The following is a 17,210-nucleotide window of genomic DNA, read 5'->3' as shown; positions in this document are numbered from 1 at the left end:
GCATGCGACAGACGGCGAGATAGATCAATGCCGAATACCGCGTCCGAACGGGGGATGTGTCTGGTGTCAACGCCGGCTAAACCTTGGCTCTGGCACACATTCTGCGGTGCCGGCGGCACTCAGCGGCGAGCAGGCCCTGGCTCACCCTCGAGTCAGCGACTTCTGGCAGGTGGGAGGGGTCCATCGTGGAGATCGACCCGCTGGTACACGAGCACCACTACGGGCATCAGCCCACCTCGTGTCTAGCAGGCCCTTCTCCAGTGGGAACGTAACGACCTCAGCGGAGCGCGCCACCCGTGCTGCCGGTGGAGACGCCTTGGTCACCAATGCCTACATCGACGTCGTGGCCGCTGCGACAGCCAACCCTCCCTGCCCGAGGCGGTGATGCACCCACCTCACCGTGGCAATGAGCGGACGATCTTGGCCCGAACCGGGCAACCTCCGAGTTCCCCGCTGGGACACCGTCCTGCATATCCCATACTGAGTGCTGTACGTGGGCGGGCCGGACGCCCGGATCCGATCCGCAGAGTCGCGCAACCGTCGACCCAAGCTCGAGCTCTCCGGATCAGCTCCAATCGCGACCGAGGAGCCCCATCGCGATAGCAATGACCGCCTGACCGTCGCGCCGACTGAACTCCACCGCCTCCGTGACGGCGTCGCCGTGCGGCGCAGCGTTGAGCACACCCATGATCGAATAGAAAACGGCGGCCCAGCGCTGGCTCTTGTCGCGCTGCTCTCGATTGGTCGCGTCGATGCTCTTGGTCGGGGGCAGTGTGATCAGGGTCCTGAACCGCTCGACCGCCCGGCGGACCGCGGTCGCGGCGTCGCGGTCGCGGTTGTCCCTGTAGGCCGACTCGGCCTCGCGCAGGAACTTGACCACCGAGGCCATCCCGTCGCTGCCATCGCCGACGGCGGGCACAGCCACCATGAAGTGCGCCGCGCGATCGACGTTGGTCAACTGCCGCAGCCACCGGTAGCGGTCGACACGCACTTGATACTGAGAAGGGTTGATCATGGGCGAGGTGCGACCCCCAGAGACCAGAACGGCGTTGATCCGAAGATCGATCTGGAAGTCGTCGCCTCGGCGCATGTCCTCGATGCGCCACAGCTGCTCGTCGGTCACCGCCATTACCAGCGCGCAGTCGCTGGTAATGGCGTTATTGCGGAGGTATAGCGGGTTAGCGTGGGTGAAGGTGGACAACCATGCGCGTGGGTGGCCGCCAGCACCGACGATCGTCGAGTCTCCCTGCAGCAGGAGGATTCCGCCGGCCAGATCATGTTTGCCGACAGTCACGGTTAGGTGCAGCCCGTGCTGGCCGGCCCCGCGATGCAGCTGAGGATCACTGACGCTGACCAGGATGCTGTGGTGGGTGCCCTCGACATCGAACCCGAGATCAACGTTGTACACGATTCACCATCGTTGCACACGGCCGTTTACGAATCACCGGATTTGAAGGTCGAATTCGTCTCTCCGGCCACGTGCGCGTTGCGCGAGACGCCGGCGGCCGACGATCGTACCCGGAGGCAGAACGCGGGATGTCGGCAGGTTCGGTCCGGCCATGTTTTGGCGGGTAGAGCTAGTAGTACTCACGAATGTAGCCGAGTGCGCGCTCGTACACGTCGTTGTCGCGGATCTTGAACTTGGTCCAAAGCGTCTTGCGGAGGGACTGCTGGACCAGCCGGTCACCCTCCCGGGTGTCCTGCCAGCCCGTGAAGCGCACCGCCCGAACGACCTCGTCGACCTCGTCGACAATCTTTTCGGCGATGATCGGGGTGCCGTTGCCCTTGAGGGACTGGAACAGCTCGGTGAGCGCCGCCTTGCCTCGGTCCTCGCGGGGTACTTCGGCGGCTGCCTTCTCCGCGGCCACGGTGTCTCGGGCGAGGGCGAACAGCTCCTTGAGGAAGTCCAGGCTGGCCTGCTGGGAGTGGGCGTACTTCTCCCGCAGCGCCGTGAGCCGCTTGCCGAGTTCGATGAAGACAGGATTACCGATGTGCTTGGCGATCCGGGCGGTAATCCACTTTTCGACCTCGACTGGGTCGACGTCCTTCCGCCGGCCCGTCATGAGATCTTCGATCACCTGGGCGTCCAGGACGATCATGTCGAGGTCGGTACGGGGCACTTCGACGGTGACGTGTTCGTTGATGAGTTCCAACGTCTTGGCACCGAGGGCGTGCCACACGAGCCGACCGGCAATGTCCGACGGCCGGACCGACTCGTACACGTCGGTCAACCACCGGTAGTCGGCAGCGTAGGTGGAGAGGATCGGGTCCGGGCTGAGGGTTTCCCAGAGTTGGGCGACGACGCTGAAGGATGCACCGAAGGCGTCGCGGGCCTCGTCGCTGCTGATCGCGGTCTGGGCGGCGATCAGCCCCTCGTAGCCGCCCACAGTGCGGTCGACGCCGGGAAAGAACGCCAGCGCGGCCTGGATGGCCGGACCGAGCTGATTCCGCAGTACGGCGATGTTGCTGATCACCTGCTGGACGCTCTTCTCGTCGAAGGCGAACGCCTTGGCGACGTCGTCGAAAATGCCCAGGTAGTCGACGATCAGCCCGTGCGTCTTGTTCGGTGGGTAGACCCGGTTGGTGCGGGTGATCGCCTGGAGCAGATTGTGCTCCTTGAGCGGCTTGTCGAGATACTGCGCGTAGAGGATCGGCGCGTCGAACCCGGTGAGGAGCTTCGCCGTGACGATGATGATCTTCAGCGGGTCGGCAGGGTCGTTGAATCGGACAGTGATGCGCTCCAACTCGTCCCGGTCGGGGGTGTACTCCCTCCACTCCTCCGGGTCGCGAGCGGTGCGGCTCATGACGACCGTGGACGCGTCGGGACCGAGGATCTCGTCGAACTCCTCCTTGTAGGCGACGCAGGTCGCCTTGTCGTAGACAACCACCTGTGCCTTGAGCCCCTGTGGCTCGACCTTGGTCCGGAAGTGTTCGGCGATATCGGCCGCGATCCGGCGGACCCGCTCGTCCGCCTTAATCAACACCTCGAGCGATGCGGCCCGCTTCGACAGCGTGCTCTTGTCTGCCTCGGTGAGTCGGTGCTGCTCGGCCAACTCGGCGAACGCCGCATCGATCGCGGCCTCGTCAAGGTGGATTTCCGACAGGCGCGGCTCGAAGTGCAGCGGCAGCGTCGCCCCGTCGCGGATCGATTCCTGGAACGAGTACCGCGAGAGATAGCCACCTTCGTCTTCTGTGGACCCAAACCACATGAAGGTGTTGCGGTCCCGCCGGTTGATCGGGGTGCCGGTCAGGCCAAAGAGGAAAGCGTTCGGCAGGGCTTCGCGCATCTTGCGCCCGTAGTCGCCCTCCTGGGAACGGTGTGCCTCGTCGACCATGACGATGATGTTGCCGCGGTCGTCCAGCACTCCCGGCGCCTCACCGAACTTGTGTACGGTGGTGATGATGACCTTCCGAGCGCCCGCTTTGAGAAGAGCTTGTAGCTCTTTGCGGCTGTCGGTCGAGGCGAGGTTCGGCACGTCCGATGCGTTGAACGTACCGGTGATCTGGGTGTCCAGGTCGATTCGGTCGACCACGATGATCACCGTGGGGTTCGTCAGACCGGCCGTCGCGCGCAGCTTCTGCGCAGTGAAGACCATGAGCAGCGACTTGCCCGAACCCTGGAAGTGCCAGATCAGGCCCTGCTTGATCCGGCCGTGCAACACCCGTTCCACCACGAGGTTCGTCGCCTGGAACTGCTGGAAGCGAGCGACAATCTTGATCTTGCGGTGCTTCTTGTCGGTAGCGAACACCGTGAAGAACCGCAGGAAGTCCAGCACGGCCGCCGGCGACAGCACGCCATCGACGGCCTCGCGCATTACCGCCAGGCCGGTCCGCGCGGGGGCATCATCGTCGGTCTCGTCCCGCCACGGACCCCACAGGCCGACCGGCATACCGACCGAGCCGTACCGGAAGTCCTTGCCTTCGGTGGCGAAGTTGAACACGTTAGGAACGAAGAACGCCGGTACGTTTACCTCGTAATCCTCGTTGATCTGCGCCGCCGCGTCGATCCAGGAGTACGCGGGGCGGACCGGCGACTTCGCCTCGCCGACGACCAGCGGGAAACCGTTGCACCACAGCACCAGGTCGAAGCGGCGCTCGACCCGCCCGACCCGGTACGTCACCTCCGTGGAGACCATCCACTGGTTGGCGCTCGGCTCCGGATTGTCGACGTCGATGAGCCGGATGGTGACGTGCTCTCCGGCCGGGCCGAACGGCATCGACTTCTGCCCGGTCAGCCACGCGGCGAACTGCTCGTTCGCCACCACCGGATTCGGCGTACGCCGGGCGGACAGGACGACCGCCCGCAGGTGGTAGATCACCTCTTCCGCCAGCCGCGGATCGGCCTCGATGACCGGGTTCAACCGCTGCAGAGCCTCCTTGACCGGCCCCTCCAGCAGCACCTCATCCTCCCGGCGCGGCAACTCCTTGCCGGGCACGAACTGGAGGTCAGTCGACCTGACAAGGTCACGCACGAAGTCTCGAACGGTGTTGGCCTCATTGAAGCTCACTTAGCACTTCCGAAGATTCCCGCGAGAAGGGATGACCGGAAGGTGGCAAGCGCTGAGAGTTCTGCCCTCACCAAATCGGCCGCAGCCGCCTGCGATTCAATGAGGCCGATGATAGCGGTTCGCGCGTTTGGGTCCTCAGGCCAGGGAATGTCCTGCTCGTTAAGCCACCTGACAGCGAGATTCCCGAGACCGGTGGTCCCAGAGGCGGCTTCACTCATCTTCGCCTGCATCCCAGGCTGACGCAGCACCCAGTAGATGTACTTCCGATCGGCCGGATCAAATACCTTCATCAAGAACTGGAAGGCCGACACCGCGTAGCCGTGGGCCACAGTTGGCGGCAAATACACGTTGCCGATGCGATCTCGGTTTCCGTTGGTGCGGATTAGAATTAGGCTCGCCCCGTCTACTTTCGCGGTGCTCTGCGGCAAACCACTCACATATCCCACGCTGGAGAGATCAATTGAGCCATCAGGCTTCGTGTTTGGGATGCCTAGTACGGGAACCGAGTCACCCTGCGGGAACTCGGAGACATCGGCGGCCGAAAAGGACGGGCCTGACCGCGTAGCTGTCAGCTCGCCGAGACGCCGAGTGGTTGGAACCGAAGCGAACCGGTGGCTGCAGAACTGCGCCAGGGCGGCGCGAAGCGCCCCATCTTCGGCCACCAGTGTGAGCTGATGGCGCTCGACGGCCCAGAGGAGGTCAGCAAAGCAACGCTGCTCTTCGAGGGGTGGCAGGTCGAACTCGTAACGCTGCATCGGCCCCCACAGCAGCCGTGGATTCATGGACCCGGTCGCTTCGGCAGTTGCGTACTCGATGAATGCCTCTGATGAAAGTAGGAATGGCAGGAACTCTTGAAGCAACCCGTTCTCGGGAATCGCATCCAGGACGTAGGTCTTGTCAGCGACCACGCCGGAGAAGTCAGGCACTCCTACCTTGCGCAGGTAAGGCCGCGCCGACACGAAGAGAACCTGTCCTGGATTGAAGACGTACCGGAACGTGGAACCCATCTGGCCGTCGCCCACTCGGCCCCAACGCTCGATCATCACGCCTTCACTGTCGACGTGGCCGCCAGCGACGTAACGCTCCACACCGCTACTCACCGGGTCGACCTGCGTCCGCGAGCGACGGATCACCTCACCCAGCCGTACCCGTTTCCAGGTGCTCTTGTCGAGGCTGAGACTCACTGGGTCACCTCCTGCCGCAGCAGCGCCAACACATCGTCGACGGCGGTGCCGGCTGCTGCGGCGGCGTCGCGCCAGACGGCAACCCTGGACTCGACGTGGTCGCTGGTGGTCGGTCCCCGCCCACCGCGCGGCGGTTTTACGTATAGCGGAATGGCAAGGTTGTAGCTGTTGTCGGCAATCTGCTCGATGCTTGCGACGGCCACGAAGCCTTCTTCATCCTCGAACCGTTGGTACGAATCGAGAATTCGCTGCTGGTGCCGGTCACTCAGGAAGGACTGCGCCTGCACGCGGGCGAACTCGCGCACGGCGTTGATGAACAGGACGCGGCCACGTCGCTCAGCGGACTTGCGGGATCGGAGGACGAGCACGACCGCCTCCATCGCCGAGTTGTAGAACAGACCCGGTGCCAGGCCGATCACCGCCTCAACGAGATCCGAGCGAACCATCGCCTGACGGGCCGTGGCCTCAGACAGCCGGGTCAGGACGCCGTGTGGCAGCAAAATCGCCGCCCTGCCCGATGCCGGATCGAGGCTCTTGGCGATGTGTTGCAGGAACACGTAGTCGGCCGCGTTCTGCGGGGGCACTCCCCACATGTTGCGGCCATACGGGTCCTTAGTGAACGCACTTCGGTTCCATGTCTTGATGGAGTACGGCGGGTTGGCCAGCACCACGTCAAAGGTGCGCAGCCGAGCACCGTCGAGGAAAGCCGGCTTGGTGAGCGTGTCGCCGTGCTTGATGTCCCCATCGGCGATGCCGTGCAGGAACAGGTTCATCCGGGCGATGGCCGACGTTCCGTAGTTGAGTTCTTGTCCGTACAGGCGGAGGTTACGCCACTCCTTGCCCTGCCGGCGAAGCTCGGCTGCGGTGGAGATGAGCATTCCCCCGGTGCCGCAGGTCGGGTCGTAGACCGACTCCCCTGGCTCGGGCTTGAGCATCATCGTCATCAGGTGGACGAGGGTGCGGTTGGTGTAGAACTCCTGGGCGGTGTGGCCTGAGTCGTCGGCGAACTTCTTGATCAGGAATTCGTACCCCTGACCAAGCTCGTCCTCGGGCAGGTTCGCCACCGAGAGCGTCTTGGTGGAGAAGTGCTCGATGAGCTGCTTGAGGGTCCGGTCTGGCAGCAGGTTCTTGTTGCCCCAGTCGCCGTCGCCGAAGACGCCGGTCAGCGTTTCCGGGTTGGCCGATTCGATCGCCCGCATGGCGGCGAGGATCGCTGCGCCGACATCGCTCGCAACCCCACGAATATCCTGCCAGTGGGCGCCGTCGGGGATGGCGAAGCGGTGATTCTCCGGCAGATCGGCCAGCTCGTCATCACCGTAGACCTTCAGCGCTGCGGCATGCTCCTCGTCGTAGACGTCGGAGAGTCGCTTGAGGAAGACCAGCGGGAAGATGTACTGCTTGTAGTCGCCGGCGTCGATGAGGCCGCGCAGCACGACGGCCGCACCCCACAGGTAGGACTCCAGTTCACGCTGAGTGATGCGGGCGCTCACACTGTCACCTCGCCCAGGCCAAGACCCCATTTGGCCAGTTCGGCTTCCAGCGCGGCGCGAGTCTCGCGGGCGGCGGCGTGAGCTGCTTCGAGGTCGGTCAGGGCCTGCTCCAGAGTGCGTTGTTCGCCGTCGTCGGCGGGGGCGACGTACAGCGGAATGTTGAGGTTGAAATCGTTGGCACTGATGTCGTCGAGCGTGGCGACCACCGCTAGGCCGGGCGCGTCGGCGAACGCCTGGACGGTCCGCAGCAGGGTGTCGGCGTACTCGGGTTCAAGACTGTTCTGGTTACGGCCGCGCTTGAACAGCGTCTCGCCGTTGACGAACAGCACCCTGCCCTGGCGGTCGTCAGCCTTGCGTCGGCGCAGGATCAGCACGCACGCAGCCAGGCCGGTGCCGTAGAAGAAGTTCGGCGCCAGACCGATCACGGCCTCAACCAGGTCCGCCTTCAGGATGAACTCGCGGATGCGCCCCTCGGCGCCCTGTCGGAACAGCGCACCCTGCGGCAGTACGACGGCGACCCGACCCCTCCCTGGTGCCGCGGATTCGATCATGTGCTGGACCCAGGCCCAGTCGGCGTACCCCTTGGGTGGCACACCCCCGAGCCGATTTCGGCCCCACCGGTCGGTGGCCCATTCCACATCCCCCCAGTTCTTGAGCGAGAACGGCGGGTTGGCGATCACGCAGTCGAACTGGGTGAGGCGCGCGCCGTCGTAGAAGGCCGGCGACCGCAGAGTGTCCTCGTGCTCGATCTTGAAGTCCTCGACCCCGTGCAGCAGCAGGTTCATCTTGGCGAGGCCGGAGGTGGCAAGCACCTTCTCCTGACCGTAGAGCTTGCCCAAGAAGGCCTGCGGCCGGCCACCCTGGCGCTTCACATGCTCGATGACCTCGATGAGCATGCCGCCCGTACCGCACGCCGGGTCGTAGACCGTCTCACCCTCCTGCGGGTCGAGGATGTCGACGAGCAGCCGCACAACCGATCGCGGGGTGTAGTACTCACCGGCCTTCTTGTTGGACTGGTCCGCGAACCGCTTGATGAGATATTCGTACGCCTGCCCGAACACGTCCGGCGCGACGACCGCGTTGCTCAGCGTCCTGGTGGAGAAGTGCTCGATGAGGTCGCGCAGCTTGGCATCAGGCAACTTGTCCTTGTTCGTCCAGGCGGCGCTGCCGAAGATGCCGTATAGCACGTCCGGGTTGACCTTCTCTATCGCCCGGAACGCGTTCACCAGGGCGTGCCCGACGTTCTCGGCGCGGGCGCGCACGTCCTCCCAGAGGGCGCCGGTGGGAATGCCGAAGCGGTGGTTCTCGGCGAGCGACGCGTACTCGTGGTCGCCGTCCGACTCCACCAGCGCCCGCTCGTACTCCTCGGTGTAGCAGTCACTGATCCGCTTGAAGAACATCAGCGGGAAGATGTACGCCTTGAAGTCAGCCTGGTCGATGCTCCCACGCAGCAAGTCGGCGGCCCGGGCGAGATACTGTTCCAGCTCTGGCAGGCTCATCGGAACCGCGAGTGTGTCGTGCGTCGGCCTGGAAGCGCGCGCGTAGCGGTCGGCCGGGCGAGCGTCCATCAGGGACATGCTTCTTGTCATCTCCTCGCGACCGGCGATTTGCGCTTTCGTTGCCACCCCACCGTAGCGGCAGGTGTGGACAAGTAGCGTGCATGGTTGACTGCCGCTCCCTGTCGTCAGTGGGACGAGTGATGAACAGTCGGTAGGCGAAGCACTTCCGTCCGTATATGTCTACTTTGAGAAGATCAAAGCTTTCGCCTTATGATTGGGCGACTCTGGAGCTGACCAGCGCAGTCACTGCCGCATAATCGCAGGCCGGACGCAAGGTGTCCTCTTGCCGAGTCAGAGGCCCGGAATGCCTCCGAACGGTGCAAGTCCATCTCTGGCTCGTCCTACCAGTCGATCGGCGCACGGTCCGCGAACAGACCGCCGGTTGGGCCGTCCGGTGGCAGAGTCGCGAGCCATACGGGCGTGTCGGCGCCTTCCTCCGGCACTCGGTCGGTCTCGCCGTACGCCATGCGGGTGTTCATGCGTCCCGGTGAGCATGCGTTGACCAGGATGCCAGTACCGGCCAGCTCTGCCGCGAGGACCCGGGTCAGCGCGTTCAGAGCCGCCTTGGACACGCGGTAGGACACGTTCGTGTCGCCCATGGTGGCCAGCGAGGCGAGATGGCTGCTGATGTTGACGATGCGGCCGTAGCCGTTCTTCATCATCTCCGGTACGGCCGCGGCGCAGCGCCAGGCGCCCAGTAGGTTGGTGTCCAGGGCGCTGCGGACCCGCTCGAAGTCGGGGCTTGCCGCGAGCTGGCCACGGTCGATCGCGATGCCGGCGTTGTTCACCAGCACATCGAGTCGGCCATGTCGCTTGGCGGTGTCGGCGAAGGCGCGGGCCACGCTGGCCGGGTCGGTGAGGTCGAGCTGGTGGCCGCTGGCCGCCAGCCCGTCCTTTGCCAGCTCGGACACCACGCGCTCGACGGAGTGCTCGTTCCGGCTGGCCAGCACGACGTGCAAGCCTTGCTCGGCCAGCTTGCGGGCGATGGCGGCGCCGAGCCCGCGGTTTGCGCCGGTCACCACCGCGACCTTGGTGTCATCAGCCATCTTCAAGCCCCCAACATGGTGAGCTGGTCGTCGAGCGCTCGAGCGCGCGGGTCGGTTCTTAGCGAACCGCAGCCGTTGCCGTGTTCGAACGACACGACGCATGTTCCGTTCCAAGGCGCCTCACAGATCCGCGGTATCGCCTCGGCAACGAGCGATGCGGCGTGGTCGACGTCCCCGAGCTGCGCCCATCGATCAAGTTTCCTGGATCTTAGGTTGATCGTCTTCGCGCCGCGCTGCCTGCACGGACTGCTCACGACGCGATCACGGCGCCTGTCAGTCGATCAGCATGAGGCAGAGTGCGGCGATGGTGGTGCCGGCGACGATGTCGCGTTTGGCGATAAGGGCCGGTACGTCAGCCAGGGGCACCCAGGCGATCTTCTGGCTTTCGTGTTGGTCTTCGGGTTGACCGATATGCGTCGCGTCATGAGCGGTGTAGATGTGGTGTTCGCTGGTCATGAGGCCGGGCGAGGGTTGGGTGTAGAGCAGCGGGGTGAGGGGGCCTTGGGCGCGCCAGCCGGTTTCCTCTTCGGCTTCGCGGGCGGCGGCGGTGGCGGGGTCTTCGCCGGCGCGGATGCTGCCTTGGGGGATTTCCCAGCCCCAGGAGTCGGTGATGAAGCGGTGGCGCCAGATCAGCAGGACGCGGGCGTCGATGACGATGGCGAGTCCGGCGCCGGGGGCGGCAGTACGGATGAGGCGGTGGTCGAGGTGGCGCCCGTCGGGTAGTTCGACGTCTGCGCTGGCGAGGTGGACCCACTGGTCGCGGTAGAGGGTGCGTTCGGAGTGGATTTTCCAGCGCATCAGGTTCCTGTCGGGTCGGTGTCGATGTGGTGGTGTGCTCGTTCGAGGAACGCGGCGACGGCGGGTTGGGTTGCGTGGGGATGCAGGGCGGTGGCGACTTGGCGGACCCGGTCGGTGAGCCGGCCGGATTCCATGCCGGTGAGCTGGTCGAGCATGTGGTGGCCGGTATGGGTGGCCCGGTCGAGGTCGCCTTCGGCGGTGAGGATGAGGGCCAGACCGGCGCGGCGGTGCACCTGGGCGCGTGGGTGGGTGGCGCCGGCGGTGCGGACGGATTCCTCGGCGTAGGCGTGGGCGGCGGTGAGGTCTCCGAGGCGGCGCAGCGCCTCGGCCACTTGGGTTTCGACGAGGCCGGGTTGGACGTAGGACACCTCGGTCGGGGCGGCGGCGGGGTTGAGGCGCGCGGCGAGTGCTTCGGCCTGCCGCAGGTGCTGATGGCTGCCGGCCTTGTCGTTCATCCGGGCGTACGCCTTCCCGGCGAGGGCGTGGAGGTCGGCGGCCAAGGCGGGGGAGATGGCCGTGCCGCCGCCGCGGAGAGCGGCTTGGGCGTATTGCACGACGAGCCGGTATTCGTCGAGGTGGAGGGCCTGGGTACCCATGACCGCGACGACATAGGCCCCCAGTGGGCGATCACCGGAGGCCTTCGCGAGCCGTAGGGCAGTGAGCAGATGGCGTTGGGCGAGCGCTTGACGGTCGGCGTCGTAGGCGCAGACTCCGGCCAGAGCGGCGAGCCCGGCGACGGCTTGGAACAGGGCCCGGCCGCGCCCGTTGTCGTAGGCGGCGCGTAGCAGCGGGGTGGCTTGACCGGTGAGAGTCGCCACGATCCGGGTTCTGACGGGGACACCGCCGACGCGTCGGTACATCTCCTGGTATCGGATGCGGGCGTAGCGCAGGCGGGCTATGTCTGCGGGGTCGACGTGGCGCCGGCCGGGACGGGTGAGGTCGTCGTCCTCGGCCGGGTGTTCCCACTCCCACAGCGGCGCGACAGCCTGAGCCCCGCTCAACACGGCGCTGGGGTGCTGACCCTTCCGGTCGCCGCGCCATACCGCGGCGGCGCGTTCGACCAGCTGGAGTTGGCTCACCGTGCGTCGCCCGGTCGGATCAGGGGCGAGGCCGATGTCGGCCGGCGTCACGGTGACGCCGAGGCGGTCGCTGATGATCCGGCAGATCAGCTGCGGAACGGGATGCCGGGGGATCGCGTGATCGCGGATCCACCGGGCGACGGAGGCGTGGTCGTACCGCAGTGTGCTGTCGAGACTGGTCAGCTGGCGGGCCAGGCCGGCGTGGGACAGGCCGGCGCGGTCGAGGAGAGCATCGAGCAGGATGTTCGCCTCCGCCATCCCGCCAGCGTAGAACCCATCACCGTTAAGGCGAAGGGGTGTGCAACCTTCACACCCCGTGTGAAAGGGCCGCACGAACCGGCTGGAACACACTCTGCCCAGGAATCGGCGCCGATCCATACCTTGAAGGGGAACCGGTGCGGAGGTCGACGCGATGAAACGCTCGGCCACCGTGCCGGCAAACCCCTCTACGGAAAGGTGAGGCCATGACAACGACGGTGCGGATGCCGGCCGCTGACGCGGTCGGTGCGCGGGCAGCTCAGATCCTCGACGCGATGCAGAGCCACCCGGGCTGGGAGCGGCTCAACGGATCGTCGATGAAGTACTCGACGTGCTGGGCCACGTTCACCGGATACCCGACGGTGGCGCAGTGGTCACTGGACCGCGACGCGGGACCGCTGCTGGTCGAGGCGCTGCGGGTCCTGGCCCTCAAAGCCGCCGTGTTCGAGCTGACCGACGGTGACGAGAACGCCGCGGAGCTGCTGGTACCGGCGCCGGTGGACGAGATGGTCCACGCCGTGCTCGCCCAGTTCACCCTGATGAGCCGGATGCAGGCCGACCTCGGAGTGATCTTCCCGCACGCCACCGAGCTGGAGGACTTCGGCTACACCCGGGGCTGCATCACCGACGACTACTACGCGGCGGCCGGATGGGGCGAACAGCCCACCCGGTACTGGCTCGACGCCAGCGAGGTCAACCGGCGCCTGGCCATCCTCAACGAGCACTACGGCAGCGCCGGCATCGGCCGGGGCGGACGTAGCCACGACCTCACCTTCACCACCGACACGCTGCGGCCGGCAACCGTCTGATCTCGGTAGGGGTCACCGGTTGGCCAGCTCGACGGAGAGCACCCGGCGCAACGCCCGAACCACCGCGCCGGGTGCGAACCGTTCACCGGCCTCCCGTTCGGCCCGCGCCACGGCCGCGAACAGCCCATCGGGCGGGGCGACCCGGAGGGTGGCCACCAGCCACCCCTCCAGATCGTCCAACTCGGTGGGCAGCTCCAAGGCCGCCTGGGTGGGCGCCGGCCGCCCCTCCGCCGGCTCGGGCAGCGGATCTCCCGCCGAGGCGTAAGACCCCGGCGGCATACCGACCCGGAACGGATGCACGCACACCGGTTGGCCGTCCGGACCGATCCGCCACCCCGCCGCCGGGCTGTAGGCGTACTGCGGCCCTGGCCGGTCGACCACGTCGAACCGGCCCGGTCCCAACACCTGCGCCGGGCACACCACGCAGGTGTCGTTCTCCCACTGCGGCAGCGGACCACGCTCCATCCCGCCATGCTACGAGCGCCAGGAGGTTCAAACAGTGAACGTCTTCGCCGCGCCGCGACACCCCCACGTCGCGCGGGCACTCACTGACGCCCGTGCATGGTGCGCCGGCCAGATCATCGACGACCGGCCCGCGCTCGTGCACGCCGTTCGCGTCGCCGTCACCCTCGCCCGGTACCTGCCCGACCCACCGACAGCCCTGATCGCCGCAGCACTCCTGCACGACGCCCCGGAGTTCGCCCCGCCGGACATCGACCTCCCCGGCGTCTTGACCCGCCGCTACGGGACGGAGGTCACCCGGATCGTGTACGCGCTGCACGACGAGCACGCTGCCCTCGACCAGCCGGACCCGCCGATCAACACCAGCGACCAGCCCGTCCTGCTCATCTCCACCGCCGACAAGATCGTCGTCTTCCGCTCCCTCGTACACCGCGCCCACGCCAGCGGTGACGCCGCCGCGTTCTACGCAGCCCGGCCCGCCCTCCTGCGTCTGCTGCCCCACTTTCACGCCATGCACCAGGCAGCGCGGCCACATGTTCCGATCGCCATGGCCGCCCACCTGGGCGACGCCCTTGCAAAGCTCACCCGCTCCACCACCGGCCGATGCTGAACCAAGCGGCCACCGGACTGCTCGATTACCTCACCACCGTCCTGCGCTTGACGACCGTGGCCCGGGAACCGATCCGCGTCTGGTCCCGCAGCGGCGTCGAACGGCTTCGTCTGCAAGACGGCACCACGCTGATCTACAAATACGCCGCCGAACCGTTCACCGGCGAGGCCGCTACCCTGCGCCACCTCGCCGCCCACCGGATCCCCGTCCCCGATGTTCAAGCCTCGATCGTCGCCGGAGGCATGCTCGGCATGATCCTCGACGACCTCGGCACGGCTACCCGCGTACCGACCGAGCAGGACGCGGCGGTCGCCGCCGCGCGGCTACACAGCGCGCCGCTGCCATCTCACCTGCGCACGCTGGACGAGGAGGCGTTACGCGCACTCCCGCAGCGCGCTCTCGACCATCTGCGGCTTCTCGGTGAGGAGCAGCTCCTCCCCGACACCACTGACCTGCTGCCACTGTTCACCGCCCTCCGCACCGCGGCCATACCACGAGCTAACGGCGCGACGACGCCACCGTTCGCGGTCTGCCACTCCGAACTGCACCCCACCTCACTGCACCTCACCACCGAGCGCTGGCACCTCCTCGATGTCGCCAACGCCTACATCGGCCCCGGCATCCTCGACCTCGCCACCTGGTACGGCACTCGCCATCCACCCCAACCCGCGCAACTACGCCACCTGCTGCACCGATACATCCACGCCGGCGGTCACCCCCACGCCCTCAAACCGCGCGCCGACCTACCCGCCGAAACCTGGGCCCTCGCCTGGCACCGCATCTGGGCCGCCGAGACCCTCCTGCACCAAGCAACCCTGGCCGATGGCCCCATCGATCCCCACACCCTCGCCGCGACCCGAAGGCAGGCCACTACCGCCATGCGGTTGCTCACATAGACCATCCGAGAACCCCTCTGAGTTGAGCAGAGCTAACGAGATGGGGTTCGCGGCTGGTGCGTTTACGCGGACGGGTGCGTGCACTGGCTATCGCACGCGATTCGGGGAGGCGCCGCGGTACGACGGTGCCTCCCTCGCCGACAAGGCACGAGTCGATCTACTCGTTCGCTGCAACGCGGCGTCGGAGACTGTCGACGTAGTCCGCCCTGAGCTCCCGACGACAGCGGGGGCGCTTTCCCTCGTTGATGTCCTTAACGTACTTGGCCAGCCGCTCCGGGTTGCGCCCGGACCACCCGTTCGCGAGGGCCCAGCCCTGTATCGCCTCACCGTTCATCTGAATGCCGTCGTCGTGAAGTGCGAGCAGGGTGCTCACGACCATGTCCTTCTCAAAGCCGGCAGAAATGGTGTTGTTGTGGTTGACCATCTGGGTGAGGCCCTTCATCGCCTCGATGAGCACCGGATCGAGTTCGGGCGTCAGGTCCTCCCACGCCGAACTGTCGCCGAGGGCCGTCGGTCTGACGGCTGAAACCCACGGCCTGATCCCGTCCTCGTTCCAAGCAATGACGCATAGCGCTCGGATCCGTTGACCTCCATGCTGCACCAGCCTGCCGATGTCCTCCATGTCCGCCCACGCCATCAGCACCGGGCCGGTGCCGCGAATGAACCCGCCGCCCCTGCCAGTGATGTGCTCGACGTCGGAGTACCGCTGCACGAACCGCTCCAGCTCGGGACTGTTGCGCAGGTTGGACTTCAGGCTGGTCCACACGGTCAGCTTGTCGCCGTCCCCCATGTGCTCGCGGCACCACTCGATGGCCGCGGCCACCCCCTCGTCGTCATAGCTGGCGACGGCAGTCGGGTAGTCCACGTCGCGATCGAACATCTCCACTCCCTGCTCTTCGTGCTTCGGCCTCGTCACTGTATGGGCATGCACCGACAAAACCGGCTCGTCGTCGCTGGGGGAAGACTTGACATCCGGCGTCGGACTAATGGCGGGCGTGCGTGGCCCGCGCTTGGTGCATTCGTCGGTCCTTCGCAGGTGCAGGCCGGATCCGCGCGGCGGGCCGAACACGATCCAAACTCGCCGACCGCTCGGACCGAGTGCCCCGCCCGCGCCGAGCAGGCCGCGGAGCGCAACGAGGAACGACAGAACCGCGGCCAAAGGTGACCATAATGGGTGGGTTCGGCCGGGCCGCCGTGGCCCGGCCCAATTCTCAGCTGCGAAGGGATGCCTGAAGCGCCTGGATTTGGTAGCTCTCGTTTCACCGCCGCCACAGGTCTGCGCCCGACCAGGTCAGTCTCGCGATACGAGCGGCGCATGCCCAAGGCATCTCCGTCATCAGGCAGTCCCGCTAGCAGGCCGAAGCCAATGTTCGCCGGGCTGAAGCTCATCGACCCGGGAGCCCATCTGGCCGGTCGAGCGGGCCAAGCTGGAGACCGGCGCGGGGAGGCGCCGCGGTTGCGGGACCTCCCCGGGTCGGACGGGCTCAGACTACTTGAGGCTGCTCACGAAGCCCTTCCACGCGGCCGGCTTGAAGATCAGCGCGGGGCCCTGCGGGTCCTTGCTGTCCCGGACGCCGACCACCTCGGCCAGGTTGTCGGCCACCTCTACGCAGTTACCGTTGTTCCCACTGCGGGTGCTCTTGCGCCACTTGGCGCCGGTCAGCTCCATCTCTCTGCCGCTCTCTTGATCAAGTCTAGGGATTCTGGACGCGGGAGCGCTTCGGATGCGATGCGCACCCACCGCTGTTCGAGGGTACCAATGTCTTCGGCCCGGTCGGATACTTGCGCCAGGAGCTGGTTGTCTACGCATGCCAGCCGGCGGGCGTCGGACAGGTCAGCGAGCACGAAGTTGCCACCGAGACCGCCATAGATGCCTAAGCGCGATGGCACGATCTGGATCTGGACGTTCGGTCGAGCGGCCATCTGGATGAGGTGCCACATCTGCTCCTCCATCGCCTTGTGCTGGGCGTCCGAAACGCGCTCGATGGCGTACTGGTCGAGCAGGACCGTGAGCATGGGCGACGGGACGCGGTCGAGCACAGCCCGCCGCGCCAGGCGGGCCGCGACGAGCCGGTCCAGCTCCTCCGGCTGCAGCAGCTCGCTGGCCAGAGTCAACCGGGCGTAGCTTTCGACCTGTAGGACCGCTGGGACCCATGCCGGTTCGAACCACCGCAGGACGGTCGCCTGCTGCTCGTACTCGATCCAGTTCTGCAACCACTGTGGAGCGCCGAGCCGCTCGTAGAACCGCAGATACACCCCGCCCGTGCGCAAGGCGTTGTCGACGGCCTTGACGTAGTCGGCGGTTACCGGCCGTTGCTTGCACTCCACTCCGGAGACGTGGGTGTCCGAATAGTTGATCAGCTTGGCGAACTCGCCCTGCGTCAGGCCGCGAGCCTGTCGGGCGGTCCGAAGCTCGCTTATGAGGAATTCACTTCCGGTTCCCATTCGATTCCCAAACCTTTCCCAGATTTTGCGTGTGTGTCCCCATGCCTAAACAGATCCAAAATAGAT

15 protein-coding genes are annotated in these 17,210 nt (G+C 66.2%); 3 read left to right on the top strand and 12 right to left on the bottom strand.

Going from position 1 to position 17,210, the window contains the following annotated elements; genetic code table 11:
- Positions 1-565: 565 nt before the first annotated feature.
- The 8 genes from ACFFHU_RS09215 to ACFFHU_RS09180 form a co-directional block, all read right to left on the bottom strand.
- On the bottom strand, positions 566-1,408 hold the full coding sequence (locus ACFFHU_RS09215) for a hypothetical protein (RefSeq protein WP_377337339.1): 843 nt from the start codon (positions 1,406-1,408) through the stop codon (positions 566-568).
- A gap of 169 nt (positions 1,409-1,577) precedes the next feature.
- Entirely contained in the window at positions 1,578-4,508 is a 2,931-nt protein-coding gene (locus ACFFHU_RS09210) for a type I restriction endonuclease subunit R (protein ID WP_377337338.1), read from the bottom strand.
- Positions 4,505-5,692: a restriction endonuclease subunit S domain-containing protein gene (locus tag ACFFHU_RS09205; RefSeq protein ID WP_377337337.1), complete on the bottom strand. Its 1,188-nt coding sequence runs from the start codon at positions 5,690-5,692 to the stop codon at positions 4,505-4,507. The genes ACFFHU_RS09210 and ACFFHU_RS09205 overlap by 4 nt, the downstream gene beginning before the upstream one ends.
- Positions 5,689-7,182: a type I restriction-modification system subunit M gene (locus ACFFHU_RS09200; protein WP_377337336.1), complete on the bottom strand. Its 1,494-nt coding sequence runs from the start codon at positions 7,180-7,182 to the stop codon at positions 5,689-5,691. The genes ACFFHU_RS09205 and ACFFHU_RS09200 overlap by 4 nt, the downstream gene beginning before the upstream one ends.
- Positions 7,179-8,759: a type I restriction-modification system subunit M gene (locus tag ACFFHU_RS09195; protein WP_377337335.1), complete on the bottom strand. Its 1,581-nt coding sequence runs from the start codon at positions 8,757-8,759 to the stop codon at positions 7,179-7,181. Before ACFFHU_RS09195 ends, ACFFHU_RS09200 begins: the two co-directional genes overlap by 4 nt.
- A gap of 323 nt (positions 8,760-9,082) precedes the next feature.
- A complete protein-coding gene (locus ACFFHU_RS09190; RefSeq protein WP_377337334.1) occupies positions 9,083-9,787 on the bottom strand; it encodes an SDR family oxidoreductase in 705 nt (234 codons plus the stop codon).
- Positions 9,788-10,060: 273 nt separating this feature from the next.
- Positions 10,061-10,585 carry an NUDIX domain-containing protein gene (locus tag ACFFHU_RS09185; RefSeq protein WP_377337333.1) on the bottom strand — a complete coding sequence of 175 codons (525 nt, stop codon included), beginning with the start codon at positions 10,583-10,585 and terminating at the stop codon, positions 10,061-10,063.
- A complete protein-coding gene (locus ACFFHU_RS09180) occupies positions 10,585-11,922 on the bottom strand; it encodes an NsdA family TPR-like regulatory protein (RefSeq protein ID WP_377337332.1) in 1,338 nt (445 codons plus the stop codon). The genes ACFFHU_RS09185 and ACFFHU_RS09180 overlap by 1 nt, the downstream gene beginning before the upstream one ends.
- 206 nt (positions 11,923-12,128) lie before the next feature.
- Here ACFFHU_RS09180 and ACFFHU_RS09175 point away from each other — a divergent pair, with 206 nt between their 5' ends.
- Positions 12,129-12,731, top strand: coding sequence for a hypothetical protein (locus tag ACFFHU_RS09175; RefSeq protein WP_377337331.1), 603 nt, complete (start codon positions 12,129-12,131; stop codon positions 12,729-12,731).
- A gap of 12 nt (positions 12,732-12,743) precedes the next feature.
- On the opposite strand, the gene ACFFHU_RS09170 is transcribed toward ACFFHU_RS09175, so the two are convergent.
- Positions 12,744-13,196 carry a hypothetical protein gene (locus ACFFHU_RS09170; RefSeq protein WP_377337330.1) on the bottom strand — a complete coding sequence of 151 codons (453 nt, stop codon included), beginning with the start codon at positions 13,194-13,196 and terminating at the stop codon, positions 12,744-12,746.
- A gap of 34 nt (positions 13,197-13,230) precedes the next feature.
- Between ACFFHU_RS09170 and ACFFHU_RS09165 the strand changes: the two genes are divergently transcribed.
- Both ACFFHU_RS09165 and ACFFHU_RS09160 read left to right on the top strand, forming a co-directional pair.
- On the top strand, positions 13,231-13,803 hold the full coding sequence (locus ACFFHU_RS09165) for an HD domain-containing protein (protein ID WP_377337329.1): 573 nt from the start codon (positions 13,231-13,233) through the stop codon (positions 13,801-13,803).
- Positions 13,797-14,699 (top strand): aminoglycoside phosphotransferase/kinase family protein, encoded by a 903-nt coding sequence (locus ACFFHU_RS09160; RefSeq protein ID WP_377337328.1) that lies wholly within the window; start codon positions 13,797-13,799, stop codon positions 14,697-14,699. Before ACFFHU_RS09165 ends, ACFFHU_RS09160 begins: the two co-directional genes overlap by 7 nt.
- A 157-nt stretch (positions 14,700-14,856) precedes the next feature.
- Here the strand turns inward: ACFFHU_RS09160 and ACFFHU_RS09155 are convergent, their stop codons facing one another.
- The 3 genes from ACFFHU_RS09155 to ACFFHU_RS09145 all read right to left on the bottom strand — a co-directional run bounded on the left by ACFFHU_RS09155 (position 14,857) and on the right by ACFFHU_RS09145 (position 17,144).
- Positions 14,857-15,858, bottom strand: a complete 1,002-nt coding sequence (locus tag ACFFHU_RS09155; protein WP_377337327.1) for a DUF1889 family protein — start codon at positions 15,856-15,858, stop codon at positions 14,857-14,859.
- 330 nt (positions 15,859-16,188) lie between these two features.
- On the bottom strand, positions 16,189-16,368 hold the full coding sequence (locus ACFFHU_RS09150) for a DUF397 domain-containing protein (protein ID WP_377337326.1): 180 nt from the start codon (positions 16,366-16,368) through the stop codon (positions 16,189-16,191).
- Positions 16,359-17,144, bottom strand: coding sequence for a helix-turn-helix domain-containing protein (locus ACFFHU_RS09145; protein WP_377337324.1), 786 nt, complete (start codon positions 17,142-17,144; stop codon positions 16,359-16,361). The genes ACFFHU_RS09150 and ACFFHU_RS09145 overlap by 10 nt, the downstream gene beginning before the upstream one ends.
- Between the last annotated feature and the right edge of the window lie 66 nt (positions 17,145-17,210).

Source organism: Plantactinospora siamensis (genome assembly GCF_042434095.1).
Lineage (GTDB): Bacteria > Actinomycetota > Actinomycetes > Mycobacteriales > Micromonosporaceae > KBS50.
Note: the sequence above shows the minus strand (reverse complement) of the source record. Positions and strands in the feature narration are given on the sequence as shown.

What these genes read in the sequence shown, in the direction of transcription:
- ACFFHU_RS09195 (WP_377337335.1), bottom strand. Translation starts at nt 8,759, where the DNA reads ATGTCCCTGATGGACGCTCGCCCGGCCGACCGCTACGCGCGCGCTTCC.
- ACFFHU_RS09190 (WP_377337334.1), bottom strand. Translation starts at nt 9,787, where the DNA reads ATGGCTGATGACACCAAGGTCGCGGTGGTGACCGGCGCAAACCGCGGG.
- ACFFHU_RS09185 (WP_377337333.1), bottom strand. Translation starts at nt 10,585, where the DNA reads ATGCGCTGGAAAATCCACTCCGAACGCACCCTCTACCGCGACCAGTGG.
- ACFFHU_RS09180 (WP_377337332.1), bottom strand. Translation starts at nt 11,922, where the DNA reads ATGGCGGAGGCGAACATCCTGCTCGATGCTCTCCTCGACCGCGCCGGC.
- ACFFHU_RS09175 (WP_377337331.1), top strand. Translation starts at nt 12,129, where the DNA reads ATGACAACGACGGTGCGGATGCCGGCCGCTGACGCGGTCGGTGCGCGG.
- ACFFHU_RS09170 (WP_377337330.1), bottom strand. Translation starts at nt 13,196, where the DNA reads ATGGAGCGTGGTCCGCTGCCGCAGTGGGAGAACGACACCTGCGTGGTG.
- ACFFHU_RS09160 (WP_377337328.1), top strand. Translation starts at nt 13,797, where the DNA reads ATGCTGAACCAAGCGGCCACCGGACTGCTCGATTACCTCACCACCGTC.
- ACFFHU_RS09150 (WP_377337326.1), bottom strand. Translation starts at nt 16,368, where the DNA reads ATGGAGCTGACCGGCGCCAAGTGGCGCAAGAGCACCCGCAGTGGGAAC.
- ACFFHU_RS09145 (WP_377337324.1), bottom strand. Translation starts at nt 17,144, where the DNA reads ATGGGAACCGGAAGTGAATTCCTCATAAGCGAGCTTCGGACCGCCCGA.